Genomic DNA, 22405 nt, shown 5'->3' with positions numbered 1-22405 from the left:
CCAGCATCTCGGCCGGATCATAGGCAGGGTCTTCGGCGGGTTGCCACTGCACATTCATCGGGGCGGCGCGGTTCAGACCGGCCACGGCGCGCCGGGCGAGCGCCAGCGCGTGGGCGTCATCCTCGGCCAGATAGTCGGCCACACCCGACAGACGGGTATGCACATCGCCGCCGCCCAGATCCTCGGCGCTGACCACCTCGCCCGTGGCGGCCTTGACCAGCGGCGGACCGGCCAAAAAGATCGTGCCCTGTTCCTTCACGATGATCGACACATCCGACATCGCGGGCACATAGGCCCCGCCCGCGGTACACGATCCCATGACCACGGCGATCTGGGGAATGCCCTTGCCGCTCATCCGCGCCTGATTGTAGAAAATCCGGCCAAAGTGGTCGCGGTCGGGAAAGACCTCGTCCTGATTGGGCAGGTTCGCGCCGCCGCTATCGACCAGATAGATGCAGGGCAGATGGTTTTCCTCAGCGATCTCTTGCGCGCGCAGGTGTTTTTTGACGCTCATCGGGAAATAGGTGCCGCCCTTCACCGTGGCGTCGTTGCACACGATCATGCAGTCGATGCCCTGCACCTTGCCGACACCCGCGATCACACCGGCCGCTGGGGCCGCTCCACCATAGAGCCCATGCGCCGCCAGCGCACCAACCTCAAGGAAGGGCGATCCGGGGTCGAGCAGATTGGCCACCCGTTCGCGGGGCAGCATCTTGCCGCGGCTCACGTGACGGGCGCGAGATTTCTCGCCGCCGCCCAGTTCCGCCGCATCCGCCGCCTCGCGGATGGTTTGCAGGGCAGCCAGATGTGCCGCCTCGTTCGCCTTGAAGCTTTCGGACGAGGGCAAGGCTTGCGAAATCAGCTTCATGTCGGTCTCCTTGATCGGATGGAATGGGGGGACGTCACAGGGGGGTATTGCATCACGCAGCCCCTTCGGCAGCGGCGCGGGCTTTAAGCTCGCGGCGGATCACTTTGCCTGTGACGGTCATCGGCAAGGCATCCAGAAAGGCCACCTCGCGCGGGTAAGAATAGCTGGCAAGGCGGGTTTTCACCCAGTCTTGCAGGGTCTGTTCATCGACAGTCGCACCGGATTTGCGCACGACATAGGCTTTGACGATCTCTGTCCGCAGCGGGTCGGGCTTGCCCACCACACCGCAGGTTGCCACATCGGGATGGGTCAGCAGGCAATCCTCGATCTCTGCCGGACCGATGCGATAACCGCTTGAGGTGATCACATCATCCTCGCGCCCAATAAAGCGAAGGTATTCACCGTCGAACACGCCGCGATCACCGGTCAGCATCCAGTCCCCCCGGAATTTTTGTGCTGTCTCGTCGGGGCGCTGCCAATAGCCCAGCATCATCGCGGCTGATCCCTTGCGGATGGCGACATCGCCTTCATCCTTGGTCGGCTTACCGGCATCATCCAGCACCGCGACGTTATGGCCCGGCACAGGTTTACCGATGCAACCGGGGCGCGGCGGGAACTGGCTGCCCGCGCTGGTGGCGACCATATTACATTCGGTCTGCCCGTAGAATTCGTTGATGCTCAGGTCAAAGGCTTGTTGCCCCCATGCCAGCATCTCGGCCCCCAAAGGCTCCCCCCCCGATGCGACAGAGCGTAGCCCCGCGATTGTGGCTCCCTCGGCCTTGAGCATCCGCAGCGCGGTCGGGGGGAAGAACACGTTGCGCACATCGCCCTCGCGGAGGATGCGCGCACTGGCGTCTGGAGAGAATTTCGCTAAGCGTGCCGCGACAACAGGCACACCAAGCGCCAGCCCGGGCATTGCCACATCGAACAGCCCGCCGATCCACGCCCAATCCGCAGGCGTCCAGAGGCAATCGCCGTCCTGCCCCAGCACATCATGGCTGAGCGACACTCCGGGCAGATGGCCCGTCAGCACCCGATGGCCATGCAGCGCACCCTTGGGCGACCCCGTCGTGCCCGAGGTATAGATCAGCACCGCCGGATCGTCCGGGCCTGTGTCGGCAAAGGCGACAGGATCGCCCGCCACGCCGACGCTATCTGCCATCAAGGGCGTCGCCAGCCCCCCCAGCAGATCGCGCCCTTCGGGATCGGTCAGCACCAGCGTCACGCCCGCATCACGCACCCGCGACGCAAGGGCATCATACTTGAAGAGTTTAAACAAAGGCACTGAAATCGCGCCGATTTTCCAGATCGCCAGATGGGCCGCAGCACACCACGGGCTTTGCCCTAGCAGCACGCCCACGCGATCACCGGCCAGCACCCGCTGCGCCAAGGCGCGTGCCAATCCGTCGACCATATCGGACAGGGTGCCAAAGCTGACATCGCGCCGTGCATCGCCTGTCAGATCAATGATCGCGAGCCGCGCGGGGTCATGGGACAGACATTGCGCCGCCATGTTCAGCTGCGCCGGAATCTCCCACGCGCCTGTCCCGTCCAGACCTGGCAGGACGTCAGCCATCAGCCTTCCCACACGTCCAGCGACAAAGCCTGACGCGCGGTCTGTTGCATCAGACAGTTAATCGCCGCAGGTCCGCGCCCCGTGCCCCCCTGCCAAAGCGAGGCTTCGTAGGTGCACGCCTTGTCGCGGAACACGATCCACGCCCGCTGCATCTCGCGCAGGGCATCCGCCACGCCGGGGCTTCCCTCGGGCCCCGGGATCGCATCGGCATCCATCCGTTTGGCCTGCACCATCACCGCGGCGTAATTATCGTTCAACCGCTGGTCCCAGAATTGCAGCTCACGGTCCAGACACCCGCCCATACCATAGGTGCTGCTCCCGCCCGGAGAATCCTCCATGCACTGGTTCGCAGAGACACCGACGCAGGCCATCTCGGCGGCAAAACCATCGGCGTCGGCGAGGCAAATCTCTGTGCCGCGATCAGTATATTGCAGATCCTGCGCGGCAAGCGGTGAGGCGCAGAGCATCAGGGCAAGGGCCAGAGGTTTCACGCCATCGCTCCCATCATCTCGCGGCCCACCAGCATCCGGCGGATTTCAGAGGTGCCTGCCCCGATCTCCATCAGCTTGGCATCGCGGAAGATGCGGCCCACGGGGTTGTCCGACAGGTAGCCCGCCCCGCCCATGGCCTGCACCGCCTGATGCGCCTGTTTCATCGCCTCTTCGCTGGCATAAAGGCAGCAGGCGGCGGCATCCGCACGGGTGACATCACCGCGATCACAGGCCTTGGCGACCTCGTAAACATAGGCGCGGGCCGAATTCATCGCGGTGTACATATCCGCCATCTTGCCCTGCATAAGCTGGAAGTTCCCGATGGGCTGCCCGAATTGCTTACGCTCGACCATATAGGGCATGATCTCGTCCAGACAGGCGGCCATGATCCCCAGACCGATCCCCGCCAGCACCACGCGTTCGTAATCAAGCCCCGACATCAGCACCGCCACGCCGCGCCCCTCTTCCCCCAGAACGTTTTCAAACGGGACTTCGACATCGTCAAAGATCAGCTCTGCCGTGTTGGACCCGCGCATGCCAAGCTTGTCGAAATGCGGGCTGGTGGTGAAGCCTTTCATGGATTTCTCGATCAGGAAGGCGGTGATGCCTTTTGATCCGGCATCGGGGTCGGTCTTGGCATAGACCACCAGCGTGTCGGCGTCAGGGCCGTTGGTGATCCAGTATTTATTTCCCGACAGGCGGTAGTGATCGTTGCGCTTTTCGGCGCGCAGTTTCATCGACACCACGTCGCTGCCCGCAGAGGGTTCGGACATCGCCAGCGCGCCCACATGTTGACCCGAGCACAGGCCCGGCAGGAATTTCGCCTTCTGCTCGGGGCTGCCGTTCAGGCGGATCTGGTTGACGCAGAGGTTCGAATGCGCCCCGTAGGACAGCGAGACCGAGGCCGAAGCGCGCGCGATTTCTTCAACCGCGACGGTGTGCGCGACATAGCCCATGCCCGAGCCGCCGAATTCTTCCTCGACCGTCATGCCAAGCAGACCAAGGCTGCCCATCTCTTCCCAGAGCGCGGGCGGGAATTCGTTGTGGGTGTCGATCTCGGCGGCCATCGGTTTGACCCGCTCCTGCGCCCAACGGTGCACCATATCGCGCATCTCGTTCACGTCGTCGCCCAGATCGAATTTCATGGTGGTGTTGAACATAGACCCCTCCCCCGAGTTTATTGAACATTTGTTCATTACACTACACTTCTCGCGGATTCGGTCAAGCAAATGTCGCAGGCTGCGCGGAACTGCACCCGCGCCGCCGATGTTACCCCCGTGACACAGGATAGAAAGGACGCCCCGATATGAGCACGTCATTGAAGAAAGAATTCTGGGACCGCGTAGACGACACCCGCATCGGCATGCTGGCCACCGATACCGCCCGCGCCATCCCCATGAGCCACTATGCCGACCACGACGCCAACTGCCTGTGGTTCATCACCGCACGGGACACCGATCTCGCGAAATCCGCCCAGACCGGTGCTGCGGCCGAATATCTGGTGACCAGCAAGGACGAACACCTATACGCCCGGATCGACGGTACCGTTCAGGCTGTGACCGACGCTGCCAAACTGGACGAGTTGTGGAACGCCTTTGCCGCCGCCTGGTTCAAGGACGGACGCAAGGATGACGACGTGCAACTTGTGCGTATGGACCTCAAACAGGCGGAGGTCTGGCTGACCGGCGGCAGCCTGTCCTTCCTTTACGAAATCGCCAAAGCCAATGTGACCAAACAGGTTCCGGATGCGGGCGAACATGGGACGATCCGGTTCTGAACGGCGGACACGCCATCAATCGTAGCAAGGGCGGGCCGTTGTGCCTGCCCTTTTCGCGATGCCATGCTAGGGTGCAGCCAAACACCCGCGGCCTTTGCTCGACACCCTGTCTGATACAGCCACGAACGGATGAATTGATATGAAAATCTATGTGACAAGCATCTTCGTTGACGACCAAGACAAGGCCGAGAAGTTCTACTGCGACAAGCTGGGATTTGAGGTAAAGAACGATATCCCCCTCGGGACGCACCGCTGGCTCACCGTGGTATCGCCCGAACAGCCCGACGGGACAGAGCTTTTGCTAGAGCCCAGCGATCACCGCGCCGTTGGCCCCTACAAACAGGCGCTGGTGGAGGACGGGATCGCGGCCCATTCCTTTCAGGTTGAGGATCTGGATGCCGAAGTCAAACGGCTGACCGACAGCGGTGTCGTCTTCACCCAAGACCCTATTGATGCCGGCCCTGTCCGCATGGCGGTACTGGACGACACCTGCGGGAACCTCATCCAGTTGATCCAGATGGCGCCCCCCGGCGCGGCCTAGCCCTGCTGGAAAACCGCCGAGACTTCCGCGCGAATGATCCGTGCGATCAGTGCGCAGTCGTCCAAAGAGAATGTCAGCGGGACGCGCATGTCGATGATACTGGCGAGCACCGCATCGCTGGCGGGCAGCGCAGAGGGTTCGGCATAGCGCCATGAATCGTAGCGGCTGGTAAAGCCCACAGGCTCCGCCCCGCCGAACCACTTCAGTTCCACCCCGCGGGCGGCGCAGCGGGTCAGCACTGATGTGATGGCCTCGGGGGCCCAACCAGACAGCAGGAACTGGAACGACGATCCGACAAAACGTTCCATCGCGGGGCGGTCGATGAGGGTCAGGCCGGGCGTCTCGCGCAAGCCGTCCTGAACCACGTGATACCGCGCATTCCACCCGTCGATCTGTGCCTCAAGCCGCTTGAGCTGCGGGCGCAGGATCGCCGCGCGCAGGTTATCCATCCGGCCAGAGATATTCGGCGTGTTGTATTTCACCGTCTCGAAGGCTTCGGGCGGCGGCCCTGCCAGATGCCGGTCATAAAGCATATAGGACCCTGAGAGCATGATCGCCCGCGCCGCGAGTGCGGCATCATCGGTGACCAGCAGCCCGCCCTCGCCCGCGTTGACGTGTTTATAGGTCTGGCAGGAATAGCACCCCACCGCCCCATGCCGCCCCGAGGGCACGCCGTTCCAGCTTGCCCCCATGGTATGGGCGCAATCCTCTACCACGGTGACACCGGCGGCATCACAAAGCGCCATCAACCGGTCCATATCACAGATATGCCCGCGCATATGGCTTAGCAGCAGCACCCGCGCCTGATCCAGTTTGGCGGCCAGATCGTCCAGATCGATCACCAGCCCTTGGGTGACATCGACAAAGACCGGCGTGGCCCCGACCGCGGCAATCGCGCCGGGCACAGGGGCCAGCGTGAAAGCATTGGACAGCACCCGATCCCCCGGCTTGACGCCAACGGCCCGCAAGGCGGTCGCGATGGCATAGCCGCCCGAGGCCACGGCAAGGCAGTAGTGCGCGCCCACCATCGCGGCGAACTCCTGCTCGAGCAGCGCGGCCTCGGCGGTTTCGCCGGGCGCGGTGTTATAGCGGTGCAGTCGCCCATGGCGCATCACGGCGACGGCGGCGTCGATGGCTTCCTCGGGGATCGGCTCTTGCTGGGTGAAGCTGCCGGCGAACACCTCTGCCGTGTCAGATATCATGTCAGACAGCACCGATCAGACGGGTGACGATGTCGGGCAGGTCGTCATAGTGGTCCAGCAGGGCTTCGGGGCCAAGTGCCGCCATATCATCGCCCGAGGGGCCGAAGGAGACCAACACGCAAGGCACACCCGCCGCGCGCGCCGTCTCGCGGTCGGTATTGGTATCGCCCACAAGCAAGCACAGCGCGGGGTCGCCCCCGGCACGCCGCGCGGTTTCGAACAGATGCTCCGGATCGGGCTTGCGGATCGCCAGCGTATCGGCCCCCACCATCGCGCCAAAGGCATCGCGCACGCCAAGCTTGGTCAGCAGCGTATGCGCCAGCCCCTCGGGTTTGTTGGTGCAGATCGCCACGCGGTAGCCCGCGGCTTTCAACGCCTCCACCGCCTCCATCGCGCCGGGGTACAGCACGGTATGGGTGTCGATCTCGCGGCCATAGGCTTCGAGCAGCATGGGATAGTAGCGGTCGATGGTCTCGGCGTCGTCGGCGCGCCCCAAACGCTCCATGCCCAACCGCAGCATCGCGCGGCCGCCTTTCAGCGCCGTGCCTGCATCGGTCTCGGCATCCAGCACATCGCCCTCGCCCATGTCGCGGAAACAGGCATTGGCCGCGGCGATCAAGTCTCCGCTGGTGTCCGCGAGCGTCCCGTCGAGGTCGAATACGACTGTTTTCATCGGCATTCCTTTGCTGAATGTGTTGCAGGCGGAAATCTTCTTTGATGACCCCTAGCCTTGCGCAAAATCGCCAACAAGGTAAAGAGAGCAGACATTAAATTGATTAAAGAGATTATACATGGAAGTTGCACTGATCCTTTTGGCCGCAGGCAAAGGTACCCGTATGCAATCGGATCTGCCCAAGGTTCTGCATGCGGTCGCCCACGCACCACTGTTAGAGCACGCCATGGCATCAGGTGCCGCACTGTCGCCTGCCCGCACGGTCGTTGTTGCAGGCCACGGGGCAGATCAGGTCCGCGCCGCAGCGCAGGCATTTGACGACGAAGCTCAGGTCGTTGTGCAAGAGGAACAACTGGGCACCGCCCACGCCGTTGGTCAGGCTCGCGAGGCGCTGGCAGGCTTCGATGGCATGGCCATCGTGCTTTATGGCGACACGCCCTTCGTGCAGACCGAAACGCTTGAAAACATGTGCGCCGCACTTGAGACGAATGATGTCGTCGTGCTGGGCTTTGACGCCGCTGATCCTGCCCGCTATGGCCGTTTGGTAATGCAAGGTGACAGCCTTGACCGCATCGTTGAATACAAGGATGCCACGGATCAAGAACGCGCTATAACCCTTTGTAATAGCGGTGTTGTAGCGTGCAAATCCGACCTGCTGTTTGATCTGATTGATGCGGTCGGCAACGACAACGCATCGGAAGAATACTACCTCACCGATATCATCGGCATTGCACGGGAACGCGGGTTGAAAGCCACTGCCGTCACCTGCGACGAGGCCGAAACGATGGGCGTGAACTCCCGCGCGGATCTGGCCGCTGCCGACGCCGCGTTCCAGTCGCGCGCCCGTGCAGCCATGCTCGAGGACGGTATCACGCTGATGGCCCCCGAGACGGTCTATTTCGCCCGCGACACCTATATCGGCCGCGACACGGTGATCGAACCCAATGTGGTCTTTGGCCCCGGCGTGACGATTGAATCCGGTGCCACCATCCGCGCGTTCAGCCACCTTGAAGGCTGCCACGTCGCACGCGGCGGGGTCATCGGCCCCTACGCCCGCCTGCGCCCCGGTGCAGAGCTGTCCGAGGATGTGCGCATTGGCAACTTTGTCGAGGTCAAGAACGCGCAGATCGCCGAAGGCGCCAAGGTGAACCACCTGAGCTATATCGGCGACGCAACCATCGGTGCCAAAGCCAATATCGGCGCGGGCACGATCACCTGCAACTATGACGGCGTGATGAAGCACCACACCCATATCGGGGCCAACGCCTTTATCGGGTCGAACACCATGCTGGTGGCCCCCGTGCATATCGGCGACGGAGCGATGACGGGATCGGGGTCGGTCATCACCTCGGATGTGGAGGCTGACGCATTGGCGCTGGCGCGCGCGCATCAGGTCGAAAAACCGGGCATGGCGCGGAAATTGTTGGAAATGTTAAAGGCCAAGAAGGCCAAACAGCAGAGAGGCAGCTAATCATGTGTGGTATTGTCGGTATTCTTGGCCAACACGAAGTTGCGCCTACCCTTGTCGAAGCCCTGAAACGTCTGGAGTATCGAGGCTATGACAGCGCCGGTATCGCGACGATTGACGCGGGCAAGCTGGACCGCCGCCGCGCGGTCGGCAAACTGGTGAACCTGTCGGATCTGCTGGTGCACGAACCGCTCGCCGGGAAGTCGGGCATCGGGCACACCCGTTGGGCGACCCATGGCGCGCCATCGGTCACCAACGCGCACCCGCATCAGGCGGGGCCCGTGGCTGTCGTGCATAATGGCATCATCGAAAACTTCCGTGAGCTGCGCGCCGAACTGTCCAAGGACGGCGTTGAATTCGTGACCGAAACGGACACGGAAACGGTCGTGTTGCTCACCCAGAAATACATGGCCGAAGGGCTGGGCCCTGTAGACGCCGCGACCAAGACCATTGCGCGGCTGCATGGGGCTTTCGCGCTGGCGTTCCTGTTTGACGGTGAAGACGATCTGATGATCGGCGCGCGCAAGGGGGCTCCGCTAGCCGTCGGCTATGGCGACAACGAGATGTATCTGGGCAGCGACGCGATTGCGCTGTCGCCCATGACGGACCGTGTGACCTATCTCGAGGAAGGCGACCGCGCCGTGCTGACCCGCACGTCGGTCAAGATCTACGACGCCAATGATGCCCCTGCTGACCGTGTGGTCAAGAAGATCAGCCTGGATACCACCCGCATCGACAAGGCCGGCCACAAGCACTTTATGGCGAAAGAGATCGCAGAGCAGCCCGCCGTCATTGGCGAGGCCCTGTCGCGCTACCTCACCGCGGACGGAGAGATCATGCTGCCCGATCCGGGGCTCGATTTCACCAAGATCGACCGTATCACCATGGTCGCCTGCGGCACGGCCTTCTACGCCTGCCTGACCGCGAAATACTGGTTCGAACAGATCGCCCGCATGCCGGTCGAGGTCGATGTCGCGTCGGAATTCCGCTATCGTGAACCGCCCATCTCGGACCGGACCATGGCGCTGTTTGTCAGCCAGTCGGGCGAAACCGCCGACACGCTGGCCGCGCTGCGCTATTGCGCGGGCAAGGCAGATCTCATCACTTCGGTGGTCAATGTGACTGAATCCTCCATCGCACGGGAAAGCAATCTGGCGTTGCCGATCCACGCCGGTGTCGAGGTGGGCGTCGCCTCTACCAAAGCCTTTACCTGCCAGTTGACCGTCTTGTTCCTGATGGTGCTGAAAGCTGCCGTGGACCGCGGCGCGATCACCAAGGAAGAGCTGGCCGATTATGTCTCTGGTCTGCGGTCCATGCCGTCGCTGATCAACACCGCGCTCGAACANAACGCCGCCCTGCGNGACGAAGCCTACAAGCTTTCNTCGGCCCGTGACGTGTTGTTCCTGGGGCGTGGNGCGATGTTCCCNCTNGCNCTTGAAGGNGCNNTAAAACTNAAAGAAATCAGCTANATACACGCCGAAGCTTATGCGTCNGGAGAACTNAAACACGGCCCGATCGCGCTGATCGACGAAAACGTGCCTGTGGTGGTCATGGCCCCCAACGACACGCTNTTCGACAAGACNGTCAGCAACATGCAAGANGTCATGGCGCGCAAGGGCAAGGTNATCCTGATCTCGGANCGTGCGGGGCTGGATGAAGCCGCCGAAGGCACGTGGGGGCAGATCGAAATGCCACCCGTTGCCGATGCGCTCGCCCCCATCCTCTATGCGATCCCGGCGCAGTTGCTGGCCTATCACACCGCGATTGCCAAAGGCACCGATGTCGACCAACCGCGCAACCTGGCAAAATCGGTGACTGTGGAATGAACCTTGCCCCCTATATGGCNCAGCTGAACGAACTGGCTGNNCCCGCCGCTGTCGAGAAGATGCAGGCCTATCACAAGGTGGATCGCCCCTATCTGGGCNTNGCCAATCCGCAGATCAACGATCTGACCAAAGCGTGGCGGGCCGAGCTGTCGCTGACCGACCGNATCGCGCTGGCCGATGCCCTGTGGCANACGGATATCTTCGAGGCGCGGGTGGCGGCGGCCAAACTGTTGACCCAGGCCCGCCTGCGCCCGGATGACGAACCCGCGTGGCAGTTGATCCAAAGCTGGGTACCGGACTTCGACAGCTGGGCCATCGCGGATCATGCCTGCATGGCGGCGCAAAAACGGTTGNTGGCAGACCCTCAACGTCTGGATGTGGTAGAGACCTGGACCCAATCGGGCGAACTCTGGTCGAAGCGGGCGGCGCTTGTCGCGACCCTGCCCTGGACCAAGCAAAACAACCCCAAGCCCGAAGAGCTGGANGCGCGCGAGCGTATCCTTGGGTGGGCAGCGGGGTATCTGCCGGTCAAGAACGGCATCCTGCAAAAGGCCATCGCGTGGTGGGTGCGCGACCTCAGCCGTCATGACCCNGTGCGCGCCGCCGCCTTTATCGAGGACAACCGCGCCACCCTCAAACCCTATGCGATCAAGGAAGCCGCGCGCCATATGCCGGATTTCCCGCTGGAAGCCCCGGTGGCNGCGGANGTGACGGCGGAAGACGCCCCCCCCGCATCAGATAGCTGATCCCTACCGAAAACGGGCGTCCAAGGTTCCCCCTCGGACGCCCGTTTTGTATCTTACACCNTCACNGCGCGGCTTAACCGTTGGTGGACACTTCAACCTTGGTCAGATCCGTCAGCGACGCGCCAATCAGACGCAGCGCCGACAACGACATGCGGCTCCCGCCCGANGCAGGCCCATCCAGCGGGATCAGTTCAACCGTAGAGGATTTGCCCGTCGCGGGGTTCGTCACGCGGCCCTGCATTTCCGATTTCACCAGCGGTGTTTTCATCCACAGCCCCGGCTCNGTCGCGCTGCCNAGCGAGGCGACGGTGGTGCCCAGCGATTTNGCCCCTGCCNCAGCAGGTTTTGACGCCTCGGCGCGTTGTTCGGCCGTGGTGGTGTCAAGCGCGTCGGCTGTGCGNGCCCCAGCAGGCGGACGGGCAGCCGCGGTGGCGGACGACAGGGACGCCTCNGCACGCGCCTCGGCCTCGGCCGTGGGNGGGGCNGCGTCCGCCCCGCGTTTGCCCAAACCCAAACGATCCGTTACGCCCGCACATCCGGCCAGAGCAACGACAGCGACACCTAGAATAATATAATGTTTCATGGNTTAAATCTAACGCTCCGCCCCTGCCGCTTCAATCTCCTAAATGCTACTTGCCCCGGGATGGGCCGATGTTTACCTATGGGATATGAATGCACCTTTGATTGACCCGTTCGCCCGCGCTATCACCTATCTGCGCGTCTCTGTCACAGACCGCTGTGACTTCCGCTGTGTTTATTGCATGTCCGAGAATATGAATTTCCTCCCCAAGAAGGAACTTCTGACCTTGGAAGAGCTGGATCGGCTGTGCACCAACTTTGTCGATCTGGGTGTGCAAAAGCTGCGCATCACCGGCGGTGAGCCTTTGGTCCGCAAGGGTATCATGACCTTCTTCGACAGCATGACCCGCCATCTGGACGCCGGCACGCTGAAAGAGCTGACGCTGACCACCAATGGCAGCCAGCTGGAACGCTATGCCGCCGATCTTTATGCTGCGGGCGTGCGCCGTGTGAATGTCTCGCTTGATACGCTGGACGATCAGAAATTCGCCGACATCACCCGTTGGGGGCGTCTGCCGCAGGTGCTGCGCGGGATCGACGCGGCGCAGAATGCCGGGCTGCGGGTCAAGATCAACGCCGTCGCGCTGAAAGGCTTCAACGAGGCAGAACTNCCGTCGATGACCGCATGGTGTGCGGATCGCGGGATTGATCTGACCTGGATCGAGGTGATGCCCATGGGCGACTTGGGCAACGAGGACCGCTTGGGCCAGTATTGGTCGCTCAAGGATGTGCGCCGCACNTACGAGGAACATTACACCGTCACCGATCTGGCCGAGAATACGGGCGGCCCTGCCCGGTATGTCCGGCTGGAAGAGACCGGCCAGAAGATCGGNTTTATCACGCCGCTGTCCCATAATTTCTGCGAAAGNTGCAACCGCGTNCGGATCACCTGCACCGGTGAAATCTACATGTGTCTGGGGCAGGAAGATGTGGCCGACCTGCGCGCGCCCTTGCGCAATCACCCCGATGACGACGCGCCCTTGAAAGACGCAATTCGCGCGGCGATCAACCTTAAGCCCAAGGGCCANGACTTTGATTATTCACGGCAAAAGCTGGATGGGCAGATGCCCCGNCACATGAGCCACACAGGCGGCTGACGCGACCGTGTCCGCGCCTTTCCTGTACCGCGCCTGGGTTCTTGCCAGCCGCTGCCTGATCCCCTTTGCCGCCAGCGCAGAGGCGCGCAAGCTGAACGCGCAGGACGTGCCCGCCGCCCGCGCGGGCGAAAAACGCGGCATCGCCACACAGCCGCGCCCAAGCGGCGGCGCGCTGGTTTGGGTGCACGCGGCCTCCGTGGGCGAAAGCCTGTCGGTGCTGGCGCTGATCACCCGCATGGGGCANATGCTGCCCGACGCGCATTTCCTGATCACCTCGGGCACCGCGACCTCGGCCAGGCTGGTGGACCAACGTCTGCCGCCGCGCAGCCTGCACCAGTTTGCCCCGCTGGACGCCCCCGGCCCGTTAAAGCGGTTCCTGNCCCATTGGCAGCCCGACGCCGCGATATTTGTCGAAAGCGAGATNTGGCCGCAGATGNTGCGACGGACCCACGCNACCGGCGCGCCGATGGCGCTGGTCAANGCGCGCATGTCTGACAANACGGTCGAGTTCTGGGAGAAATGGCCCCGCACTGCCCGCTACCTGTTCGATGTCTTCACGCTGATCGTGACGCAGAATGACGCGATGGCGCGCAATATGATCCGCATGCATGCCCCCGCCGATCGTGTGTCGCCGGGCGTGAACCTGAAATCCATGGCCGGCCCGCTGCCCGTCGATGCNCAGGCGCTGGNNNCTGCGCGCACAGCGCTTGGCGGGCGGGCGGTCTGGGTCGCCTCCTCCACCCACGAAGGCGAGGAACGCAGCGTGCTCGATGCGCANAAGCAACTGCTGCGCGAGATCCCCGATCTGTGTCTCATCCTCGCCCCCCGCCACCCTGAACGCGGCGACGCGGTAGAGGCGCTGGTACAGGATGCGGGGCTGACCGTGCAGCGTCGCAGCCGTGGGGATGCCCCCGGGGGGCAGGTCTATCTGGCCGACACGCTGGGNGAATTGGGCCTNTGGTACAGCCTGTCCGATGTCGTGTTTCTGGGCGGATCGCTGCTGCCCATTGGCGGGCATAACCCGTTCGAGGTGGCGCAATCGGGTGCCGCCGTGCTGTCGGGCAATCACGTTGCGGCCTTTGCGGAAACCTATGCCCAGCTTGAGGCCGAAGGCGCTGCGCGGATCGTGGCGGATGNCGATGATCTGGCCNCCCGCGTTGCCGCGCTCTTGACCAAACCGGATGAGCTGGCGACGATGACCGCTGCCGCNGCCCGCTTCATCGCGGCACAAGATGACCAGCTTGATGCCATTGCCAGCCGTCTGATCACCACATTGAAGTTGGATACCCCATGACGCACCCCCTTGCCCGCACCGATGTGATCGCGCCGAATTTCAAACGCAGGCTCAGCGGCGTCACGGCCACTGTGATGCGGCTGGTGCCGGTNCAATCGCGCGATATCTCTATCGCGGCAACGGGCCCCGTTGTGCCTGATGATGTGCCGCAGGTGCCGTTGGCCTCGCTTGTGACCATGTCGCGCCGCGGGCCGTCACCGTCGGGCTGGCGGGTCTGGCACGCGCGGCGCAACGTCGAGATGCTGGGCGGGCTGGCGCTGCGNTATCTGCTGGGNAAGCGGCTCAAGCTGATGTTCACCTCNGCCAGCCANCGNGAACAGACCGGNCTGACGCGCTGGCTGATCCGGCGGATGGATGCCGTGGTGGCGACCTCGGACCGGACCAACGCCTATCTGGAAAACCCCGGCCATGTGATCATGCANGGGATCGACACCGAAGGCTTTGCCCCCTCGCCCGACCGCGCCGCCCTGCGCGCCGAGCTNAAGCTGCCAGTGAACGCGACGCTGGTGGGCTGCTATGGCCGTATCCGCGCCCAAAAGGGCACCGATGCCTTTGTCGAGGCGATGCTGCCNATCCTGCGGGACAACCCNGATGTCGTCGCCNTTGTGATGGGNCGCGCGACCGAGAAATACGAGAGCTTCGANAAGGGCCTGAAAGACCGCGCCCGCGCCGAAGGGCTGTCGGACCGGATGCTGTTCCTGCCAGAGGTGCCTGTGGGCNATATGGCGGATTTCTACCGCGTGCTGGACCTTTACGTCGCCCCCCAACGGTGGGAGGGCTTCGGCCTCACCCCGATCGAGGCGATGGCCTGCGGTGTNCCCGTGGTCGCGACCCGTGTGGGTGCCTTTGAAAAGCTGGTGGTGCAAGGTACGACGGGCCTACTGGTGGACCCCGATGATATTCCCGCGCTCGAGGCTGCGACGCGCGATGCCCTGTCCGACCGGACCCGACTGGCCGCATGGGCAGAGGCCGGGCGCAGCTATGTGATGTCGGATTTCTCTATCGCGCGCGAAGCGGCGGCGCTGGTCAAAATCTATCGCAAGCTGCTGGCGGCATAGGGCGCGGGTTTCCCCCCGCCCCATGCCTGTGTGATCAGCCGATGGGCATGCGTTGTTCGGCNATACCNGCCCACCAGCTGCAGCCCGCGGGAATGATATCGTCGTTAAAGTTATACATCGGGTGGTGCACCATCGCGGTGTCGCCNTTGCCGACCAGAATATAGGCACCGGGGCGCTCTTCGAGCATAAAGGCGAAATCCTCGCCCCCCATGACCAAAGGTGCTTCGTCGCATTGCCCCGAGATGCCGCGCGCGACATCNGCCGCGAATTCAGTCTGTTCGTCGTGGTTCACCATCACCGGATAGTTGCGCACGTATTTGACCTTTGCNGTCGCGCCAAAACTTGCCGCGATGCCTTCNCAAATCTCTGTCACGCGCTTTTCAGCCAGATCGCGCAGGTCATTGGANAGGGTGCGCACGGTNCCCAGCANNTTCACCCGCTGCGGGATCACGTTGAACGCCTTGGACGAGGATTCGATCGAGGTGATCGAGACAACGATATTGCCCACGGGGTCCGCGTTCCGGCTGACGATGGTTTGCAGCGCGGTGATGATATGTGCGGTGACNACACCNGTATCGATGGTCTCGTGTGGTTTGGCCGCGTGGCCGCCCAGACCCTCGACTTCGATTTCCAGCAGGTCGGTGGCCGCAAAGAACGGGCCGGGGCGGATGCCGAATTGTCCNGCGGGAATGCCGGGCCAGTTGTGCATGCCATAGACTTCCTGAATGCCCCAGCGTTCCATCATGCCGTCCTTGCACATCTCGCGCCCGCCGCCGCCGCCTTCTTCGGCAGGCTGAAAGATCACCACAACAGTCCCGTCAAAATTCCGTGTCTCGGCCAGATACTGCGCCGCGCCCAATAGCATCGCCGTGTGGCCGTCGTGGCCGCAGGCATGCATCGCATTGGGCGTCTTGGAGGCATANTCCAGCCCCGTCTGTTCGTGGATNGGCAGCGCGTCCATATCGGCACGCAGCCCGATGACCTTGCCCGAGGTGGTGGCATTGCCCTTGATCACGCCGACAACACCGGTACGCCCGATGCCTTCGACAACTTCGTCACAGCCGAAAGCGCGCAGCTTCTCGGCCACGGTGGCAGAGGTGCGATGCGTCTCGAACAGGATCTCGGGGTGTTCATGCAAATCACGTCGCCATGCGGTGATGTCATTGTGCAATTCGGCAAATCGGTTCTTAACGGGCATTTTTCGAAGTCCTTGAAGTCTGTGAAAAAAGGGAACGCGCAGCGCCCCTTTCGGGCAAAGCCGGCGGCTAGGCTGGCAATCTTGTTTCAATCATTTCCGCGAACCAGCTACAACCTGCGGGGATCGCGTCATCGTTGAAATTATACATGGGGTGGTGGACGGTGGGCCCGTCGCCATTACCCAGCATGATATAGGCACCAGGGCGCTGGTTCAGCATATACGAGAAATCCTCTCCGGCCATGATCGGAGGCGTGTCGCGGTCCACACCGGGGGCGATATTCTCGGCCACATCNGCGGCATAGGCGGTGTTCGCGTCAGCGTTCACGGTGATGGGATAGCCGCGCGCGTANGTNATGTCGGCAGTGCATTGGTGGGCGGCGCAGGTGTGGGTCACGACNGCCTCCAGCCGGTCCTGCACNAGATCGCGGATGCCCGCATCCAGCGTNCGGACCGTGCCGCGCAGCCGCACGGTTTGCGGCAGNANGTTGTGGCTGTCGGTATCGGACCGCAGGGTNCAGACCGACACGACAGCATTCTTGATCGGATCNACGTTGCGTGCGGCGATGGATTGCANCGCGACAACGACATGCGCCGCGGCAAGGTTGGTATCGATCGCCTCGTGCGGGGCTGCGGCATGGCCGCCCTGCCCGGTGATGATGATGTCGAACTCATCCGCCGCCGCCAGTAAAGGGCCACTGCGNATCGCGAATGCGCCGACGGGATGGCCGGGCATATTGTGCAGCCCGTAGACCTCGTCGATGGACCAACGCTCCATCAGGCCTTCCTCGACCATGACGTTGCCACCGCCGCCACCCTCTTCAGCGGGTTGGAAGATAAGCACCGCCCGCCCGTCAAAATTNCGCGTCTCNGCCAGATATTGCGCGGCCCCCAGCAGGATCGCGGTGTGCCCGTCATGGCCGCAGGCATGCATCTTGCCCGGCGTTTTGGACGCATACTCAAGCCCCGTCGCCTCGGTGATGGGTAAAGCGTCCATATCCGCNCGCAAGCCGATNCTGCGCCCCGAGGCATTGGTCTTGCCCTCGATCACCGCGACGATGCCGCTTTGCGCCACGCCGGTGGTGATATCGGTGATGCCAAAGCTNCGNAGCTTCTCTTCGACGAAAGCCGCGGTCTGCGGCAGATCGAATTGCANTTCGGGGATCGTATGCAGGTGACGCCGCCACGCGGTGATGTCGGCATGGGTTTCGGCAAAGCGGTTCTTGATCGGCATCGCGTGCGTTCCTTTATCTGTCTAGACGTTCGGGCCCAGGATCATCGGGCTNCCATCGGTGAAACGTGCAAGGCGAAAGCGGGTCAGATCNTGNCCNGCGCTTTGCCCCGTGGCCAGACGCGCCAGAACGCGGCCCATNCCCGGCCCGATACCAAAGCCGTGCCCCGACATGCCCGTGCCNATGGTCAGCCCCGGCAGTGCTGCCACAGTATCCACGACAGGTACAATGTCAGGCATGGTGTCGATCATCCCCGCCCAGGCAGATTTCAGCTTTATCGGNCCCANNTCGGGGAACATTGCTGAAAAATCACGCAGCAGGCGGCGGATCTTGGCCATATTGGGCGCGGGATTAAGGATGCGCATCGCCTCGAAGGGAGATGGGGTATCGGCCTGCCAGCGCCGCTTGGTCGTCCAGGCATCGGGAAAGCCTTTGGGCGCAAAAGGGTGAAGCCGTTGACCAAAGGGATCGGCGCGCAANTGGGTCAGGTAATGGGGCAAGGCGCGAAAGGCGTCAGGGCCCACNAANAGCTCGGGCGCGCCGGGAGGGGCNAGCGTATAGCCGCCATCNTCGCGCCGCCGGAACGCGACCCGCCCGTCCGACACCGCCCCTGCGTAAATTTCAGGCAAGCNTTCGGTCGCCGCCACATTTTCGCGNACCGACAGNTGCGGNATAGAGATACCGTGATTGCGCAGGAACAGCGCCGACCACGCCCCNCCTGCCAGCACCACCTGCGAAGACGCGATACGCCCCTGCTCCGTGATCACCCCGGCAACCCGCCCCGCCGCGATGTCAAGGCAGCGCACGGCGCAATTCTCGATGATCTGAACGCCCTCTCGCGCGGCGATACCGGCGAGAGCGGGCACCGCGACCCAAGGCTCCGCCCGCATGTCCGACGGCGTGATCAGCGCGCCGATCTGAGGTGTCGCAAGGCCGGGGAACATGGCGGAGACCTCGGCCGCCGTCATCATCCGGCTGTCTGCGCCATTGGCCCGCGCATGGGGCAGCCAGTTTTCATAGCCCGCAAGCTGTGTCGGCCTTTGCGCCAGATAGGCAATGCCGCCCTGCCGCAGCCCGATATCCACNTTCGTTTGCCCCGCAAGNTCGCGCCAGAGCGCCTGCGCCTCGGCCATGATCGGCATCTCGTCNGGGTCGCGCCCCTGTTGCCGGATCCACCCCCANTTGCGGCTGGATTGTTCAGCGGCGATGCGNCCCTTTTCCAGCAAGGTGACCGAGTGACCCTCCCGGGCGAGGAACAGCGCCGTGCAGACCCCGATGATCCCGCCGCCGATAACGACGATATCCGACGTGGCTGGCTGGGGGCCGGGATAGGTGACGGGGGTGGTCNTATGGATCGGGAAAGGCTGCATGGGTCAGGCTTTATATTGCGNGGGCGTTCGCGGGCAAAGCAGGCCTGGATCGGGGGCCAGCCCCCGGTGCCGCGCTGCGGCCCCTCCCCCGGGATGTGATGCCATTTGGAAGAAGGGGGCCGCTGCGCTGTGTCATNTCAAACGNTCAAGCAGGTCGCGCATGAATCTATGGCCGGCCTCGAATTGCGCGACCTCGATATATTCGTTGGGCTGGTGCGCCTGTGCGATATCGCCGGGGCCGCAGATCACCGCGCTATACCCGGCTTCCTGGAACTGTCCGGCCTCGGTNCCGTAGGAGACCTTGTGGCTGGNATTGTCGCCGGTGATCTGGCGCACGAAGGTTTCGGCNAGCCCGTCTTTTTCGGGTTGTAGTGCGGGGACGTCGAAACGGGGGGTGACCTCGATATAGGTTTCGGGGACGACCTCTTGCATCTGCTTNTCGACCTCGCGCACNTTTTCCAGATAGGCGGTGCCCCAGGCGTCTTTGTCTTCNCCCGGCACGACGCGGAAATCCATGGCGAAGTGGCAATCCTTGGCGGTGATATTATGCGCTGTCCCGCCCGAGATCACGCCCACATGGGCGGTGGTAAAGGGCGGGTTGAACATCGCGGCAAGCTCGCTGGGTTTGCGGGCCATGTTCTCGGTGTTCACCTCATTGGCCCATTCGATCAGCTTGGCCCCCGCCATGATCGCGTTGACGCCTGTGTGCAGGAGCGAGGAATGGACCTCGAAGCCGACCACATGCGTGTTGAAGCCCGTGCCGCCCTTGTGACCTGTAACGGCCTGCATGGTCGAGGGTTCCCCCACGATCACCAGCGCCCCCTTGGGCAGCACCGGTTGCATCGCCTCGATCATCGGAGGGGCACCGGTGCAGCCGATTTCCTCGTCAAAGCTGAGCGCGATCTGGAGCGGGCGTTGCACGTCGGCGTAATGCGCCTCGACCAATGTCCAGATGGCCAGCGCATCAAAGCCCTTCATGTCGCAGCAGCCGCGCCCGTAATAGCGCCCGTCCCGTTCGACCACGGTGAAAGGGTCGCTGTCCCAGGGCTGGCCGTCCACCGGCACCACATCGGTATGCCCCGACAGGACCACCGCGCCCTCTTCCCACGGGCCCACATGGGCGAAAAGCGCATGTTTGGGTTGATCGGGGTGGATATAGCGATGGGACGCGATGCCGTGGCTTTCAAGGTAATTGGCCACCCAGTCGATCAGCGGGATATTCGTATCCCGCGACACAGTGGGAAAGCTGACGAGTTTTTCCATCAGCTCGAACGGGGTCATGCGCGCAGTCATTTATGTGGTCCTTTAGTATCCGCTATCGGTGATCAAGACCTGATGGCCGGGGGATACGGTTTTGTAAACAGAGGGTTCCGCGACATAGCTTGTCGGATGGATCGGGGACGGGATCGGCTTGAAGTTCAGCTCGCTTTCCTTTTTGCGACGCCGTGGATCGGCGATGGGGACGGCTTTCATCAGGGCCTGCGTATAGGGGTGCTGCGGGTTTTCAAACACCTGCGACCGCGTGCCCATTTCCACGATCCGGCCCAGATACATCACGCCGACGTGGTGGCTGACCCGTTCGACCACAGCCATATCGTGGCTGATGAACAGGAAGGACAGCCCCATTTCCGCTTGCAATTCCAGCATCAGATTGACCACCTGCGCCTGCACCGACACATCCAGCGCCGACACGGCTTCATCCGCGACGATCAGCTTGGGGTTCAACGCCAAGGCCCGCGCGATGGCGACGCGCTGGCGCTGACCGCCTGACAGCTCGTGCGGGAAGCGGCGCATGAAGCTGCGCGGCAGTTCCACACGGTCAAACAGCATCTCGATGCGTTTGGTCAGCTCGGCCCCTTTGAGCGTGCCATAATTGTGGATCGGTTCGGCCACCTGATCCGACAACTGCATCTGCGGATTGAGCGAGGCAAACGGGTCCTGAAAGATCATCTGCATGTCCAGCCGCGCCTTGTGCAGGCCACGTGAATCCAGTGCCATGATGTCTTTGCCATCGAGGTTGACCTCGCCCGATTGGGGTTCGACCAGTCGCAGCAAGGACCGCCCCGCCGTAGATTTCCCGCAGCCGGATTCCCCCACAAGGCTTAGCGTCTGGCCCTTGTTGATGGTAAACGACAGGTCCTCGACCGCATGGACATTGGCGACGGTGCGGCGCAGGAAGCCGCCCTGCACCGGAAAGCGCGTGGTCAGGTTCTTGACCGTCAGCAGCGTTTCCTCTGTGCCCTTGATGGGTTTGATCTCTTTATCCGCAGTTCCGAGCAGTTTCATCGGTTCGGGATAGGGTTTGCCGCGCATCTCGCCCAGCTTGGGGACGGCGGCCAGCAACGCCTTGGTATAGGGGTGTTGGGGATTCTCGAAGATTTCCTCGACCGTGCCTTCTTCGACCTTGTTGCCGCGGAACATGACAACGACGCGATCGGCCATCTGGGCAACAACGGCCATGTCATGGGTGATGAACATGACGGCGGTGCCGGTCTCGCGTTTCAACCGGTCGATCAGCGCGAGGATTTCGGCCTGAATGGTCACATCCAGCGCGGTGGTGGGTTCATCCGCGATCAACAGCCGCGGCGAACAGGCCAGCGCCATGGCGATCACCACACGCTGGCGCATCCCGCCCGACAGCTCGTGCGGGTATTGTGCAAGACGGCGGGCCGGTTCGGGAATGCGGACCTGGGTCAGAAGCTCCAGCGCGCGGGCCTCTGCCTGCGCCTTGGACATGTTTTTGTGCAGGCGTAGCCCTTCGGTCAGCTGGCGACCGACGGTAAAGACCGGGTTCAGCGCTGTCATCGGTTCCTGAAAGATCATCCCGATCTCATTGCCGCGAATATCGCGCATCACATCCTGATCTGTGCGCGCCAAATCGACAGCGGGATCGTTCTGGCGCTCAAATAATAGGCGCCCACCCGCAATTTTTCCGCCGCCGAACTCGACCAGACGCATCAGCGACAGCGAGGACACCGATTTACCCGAGCCGGATTCGCCCACAACGCAGACAGTTTCACCCGCATTGATGTCAAAGCTGACGTTCTCCACACCTAGAACGGGTCCGTCCTGGGTTTGAAATTCGACCCTAAGCTCTTGAATTTGCGCGATTGGTGTCGGCGTTGCCTCGTCTAGCATGGTATTTTCCAGCGCTTCTCGTTTAATCAATTTGACGACGCTAAGGCACTTCGTCATCTGGTGTCAAATCGGTCCAAGGGACCGCTAACATCCGCTGCTTTGGAGGCTTGCATTTTTTTTCAAACCTGTTTCGATGCTTCGACGTTATTGGCGTGGCTGGAAAAACGGGCGTTTTGGCGGGCATCCCTGTCTGTCGCAGCACCCTGCCCCCGGCCGTGATCAAGATTGACGTTTTTGGCATTGCCAGAAAAGACAGACCATAAAAAAAGGCACC

The 22405-nt window shown here is 62.6% G+C and carries 19 protein-coding genes; 8 read left to right on the top strand and 11 right to left on the bottom strand.

What is annotated here, in order from left to right:
* From CBB63_RS11600 to CBB63_RS11585, 4 genes are all read right to left on the bottom strand, one after another.
* A partial coding sequence (locus CBB63_RS11600; RefSeq protein ID WP_286699262.1) for a carboxyl transferase domain-containing protein occupies positions 1–868 on the bottom strand: 868 nt, incomplete at its 3' end.
* Positions 869–920: 52 nt separating this feature from the next.
* Positions 921–2444 carry an AMP-binding protein gene (locus tag CBB63_RS11595; RefSeq protein ID WP_286699261.1) on the bottom strand — a complete coding sequence of 508 codons (1524 nt, stop codon included), beginning with the start codon at positions 2442–2444 and terminating at the stop codon, positions 921–923.
* The gene (locus CBB63_RS11590) at positions 2444–2935 is read right to left on the bottom strand and encodes a lysozyme inhibitor LprI family protein (RefSeq protein ID WP_009824872.1); all 492 of its coding nucleotides are present in this window, start codon (positions 2933–2935) and stop codon (positions 2444–2446) included. Before CBB63_RS11590 ends, CBB63_RS11595 begins: the two co-directional genes overlap by 1 nt.
* A complete protein-coding gene (locus CBB63_RS11585) occupies positions 2932–4095 on the bottom strand; it encodes an isovaleryl-CoA dehydrogenase (RefSeq protein WP_009824873.1) in 1164 nt (387 codons plus the stop codon). Before CBB63_RS11585 ends, CBB63_RS11590 begins: the two co-directional genes overlap by 4 nt.
* 146 nt (positions 4096–4241) lie before the next feature.
* Here CBB63_RS11585 and CBB63_RS11580 point away from each other — a divergent pair, with 146 nt between their 5' ends.
* Complete coding sequence (locus CBB63_RS11580; RefSeq protein WP_286699260.1) at positions 4242–4712, top strand: pyridoxamine 5'-phosphate oxidase family protein; 471 nt, start codon at positions 4242–4244, stop codon at positions 4710–4712.
* A gap of 139 nt (positions 4713–4851) precedes the next feature.
* Positions 4852–5253: a VOC family protein gene (locus CBB63_RS11575; RefSeq protein WP_286699259.1), complete on the top strand. Its 402-nt coding sequence runs from the start codon at positions 4852–4854 to the stop codon at positions 5251–5253.
* Here CBB63_RS11575 and CBB63_RS11570 read toward each other — a convergent pair.
* Both CBB63_RS11570 and CBB63_RS11565 read right to left on the bottom strand, forming a co-directional pair.
* Positions 5250–6455 (bottom strand): DegT/DnrJ/EryC1/StrS family aminotransferase, encoded by a 1206-nt coding sequence (locus tag CBB63_RS11570; RefSeq protein WP_286699258.1) that lies wholly within the window; start codon positions 6453–6455, stop codon positions 5250–5252. The genes CBB63_RS11575 and CBB63_RS11570 overlap by 4 nt on opposite strands.
* A 1-nt stretch (position 6456) precedes the next feature.
* Positions 6457–7128 carry an HAD-IA family hydrolase gene (locus CBB63_RS11565; RefSeq protein WP_286699257.1) on the bottom strand — a complete coding sequence of 224 codons (672 nt, stop codon included), beginning with the start codon at positions 7126–7128 and terminating at the stop codon, positions 6457–6459.
* 118 nt (positions 7129–7246) lie between these two features.
* Between CBB63_RS11565 and glmU the strand changes: the two genes are divergently transcribed.
* From glmU to CBB63_RS11530, 6 genes are all read left to right on the top strand, one after another.
* Positions 7247–8599, top strand: a complete 1353-nt coding sequence (glmU, locus tag CBB63_RS11560; protein ID WP_286699256.1) for a bifunctional UDP-N-acetylglucosamine diphosphorylase/glucosamine-1-phosphate N-acetyltransferase GlmU — start codon at positions 7247–7249, stop codon at positions 8597–8599.
* Positions 8600–8601: 2 nt separating this feature from the next.
* On the top strand, positions 8602–10422 hold the full coding sequence (gene glmS / locus CBB63_RS11555) for a glutamine--fructose-6-phosphate transaminase (isomerizing) (RefSeq protein ID WP_286699255.1): 1821 nt from the start codon (positions 8602–8604) through the stop codon (positions 10420–10422).
* Positions 10419–11168: a DNA alkylation repair protein gene (locus tag CBB63_RS11550; RefSeq protein WP_286699254.1), complete on the top strand. Its 750-nt coding sequence runs from the start codon at positions 10419–10421 to the stop codon at positions 11166–11168. The genes glmS and CBB63_RS11550 overlap by 4 nt, the downstream gene beginning before the upstream one ends.
* A 668-nt stretch (positions 11169–11836) precedes the next feature.
* On the top strand, positions 11837–12844 hold the full coding sequence (moaA, locus tag CBB63_RS11540) for a GTP 3',8-cyclase MoaA (RefSeq protein ID WP_286699252.1): 1008 nt from the start codon (positions 11837–11839) through the stop codon (positions 12842–12844).
* Positions 12845–12851: 7 nt separating this feature from the next.
* On the top strand, positions 12852–14138 hold the full coding sequence (locus CBB63_RS11535; protein WP_286699251.1) for a 3-deoxy-D-manno-octulosonic acid transferase: 1287 nt from the start codon (positions 12852–12854) through the stop codon (positions 14136–14138).
* Positions 14135–15196, top strand: a complete 1062-nt coding sequence (locus CBB63_RS11530) for a glycosyltransferase family 4 protein (protein ID WP_286699250.1) — start codon at positions 14135–14137, stop codon at positions 15194–15196. Before CBB63_RS11535 ends, CBB63_RS11530 begins: the two co-directional genes overlap by 4 nt.
* 34 nt (positions 15197–15230) lie before the next feature.
* Here the strand turns inward: CBB63_RS11530 and CBB63_RS11525 are convergent, their stop codons facing one another.
* From CBB63_RS11525 to CBB63_RS11505, 5 genes are all read right to left on the bottom strand, one after another.
* Entirely contained in the window at positions 15231–16394 is a 1164-nt protein-coding gene (locus CBB63_RS11525) for a M20 aminoacylase family protein (protein WP_286699249.1), read from the bottom strand.
* A gap of 67 nt (positions 16395–16461) precedes the next feature.
* Positions 16462–17625, bottom strand: coding sequence for a M20 aminoacylase family protein (locus tag CBB63_RS11520; protein ID WP_286699248.1), 1164 nt, complete (start codon positions 17623–17625; stop codon positions 16462–16464).
* A 21-nt stretch (positions 17626–17646) separates the two neighbouring features.
* Positions 17647–18993 carry an NAD(P)/FAD-dependent oxidoreductase gene (locus tag CBB63_RS11515; protein WP_286699247.1) on the bottom strand — a complete coding sequence of 449 codons (1347 nt, stop codon included), beginning with the start codon at positions 18991–18993 and terminating at the stop codon, positions 17647–17649.
* Positions 18994–19125: 132 nt separating this feature from the next.
* Entirely contained in the window at positions 19126–20286 is a 1161-nt protein-coding gene (gene argE, locus CBB63_RS11510; RefSeq protein ID WP_286699246.1) for an acetylornithine deacetylase, read from the bottom strand.
* 12 nt (positions 20287–20298) lie between these two features.
* Positions 20299–22131 carry an ABC transporter ATP-binding protein gene (locus CBB63_RS11505; protein ID WP_037954453.1) on the bottom strand — a complete coding sequence of 611 codons (1833 nt, stop codon included), beginning with the start codon at positions 22129–22131 and terminating at the stop codon, positions 20299–20301.
* Positions 22132–22405 lie beyond the last annotated feature (274 nt).

The sequence above is a fragment of the Sulfitobacter sp. TMED3 genome, assembly GCF_002167505.1.
GTDB lineage: Bacteria > Pseudomonadota > Alphaproteobacteria > Rhodobacterales > Rhodobacteraceae > Sulfitobacter > Sulfitobacter pontiacus.
The sequence above is the reverse complement of the archived record's forward strand: the minus strand, read 5'-3'. Positions and strand labels throughout refer to the sequence as shown.

What these genes read in the sequence shown, in the direction of transcription:
- CBB63_RS11595 (WP_286699261.1), bottom strand. Translation starts at nt 2,444, where the DNA reads ATGGCTGACGTCCTGCCAGGTCTGGACGGGACAGGCGCGTGGGAGATT.
- CBB63_RS11585 (WP_009824873.1), bottom strand. Translation starts at nt 4,095, where the DNA reads ATGTTCAACACCACCATGAAATTCGATCTGGGCGACGACGTGAACGAG.
- CBB63_RS11580 (WP_286699260.1), top strand. Translation starts at nt 4,242, where the DNA reads ATGAGCACGTCATTGAAGAAAGAATTCTGGGACCGCGTAGACGACACC.
- CBB63_RS11575 (WP_286699259.1), top strand. Translation starts at nt 4,852, where the DNA reads ATGAAAATCTATGTGACAAGCATCTTCGTTGACGACCAAGACAAGGCC.
- CBB63_RS11570 (WP_286699258.1), bottom strand. Translation starts at nt 6,455, where the DNA reads ATGATATCTGACACGGCAGAGGTGTTCGCCGGCAGCTTCACCCAGCAA.
- CBB63_RS11565 (WP_286699257.1), bottom strand. Translation starts at nt 7,128, where the DNA reads ATGAAAACAGTCGTATTCGACCTCGACGGGACGCTCGCGGACACCAGC.
- glmU (WP_286699256.1), top strand. Translation starts at nt 7,247, where the DNA reads ATGGAAGTTGCACTGATCCTTTTGGCCGCAGGCAAAGGTACCCGTATG.
- CBB63_RS11505 (WP_037954453.1), bottom strand. Translation starts at nt 22,131, where the DNA reads ATGCTAGACGAGGCAACGCCGACACCAATCGCGCAAATTCAAGAGCTT.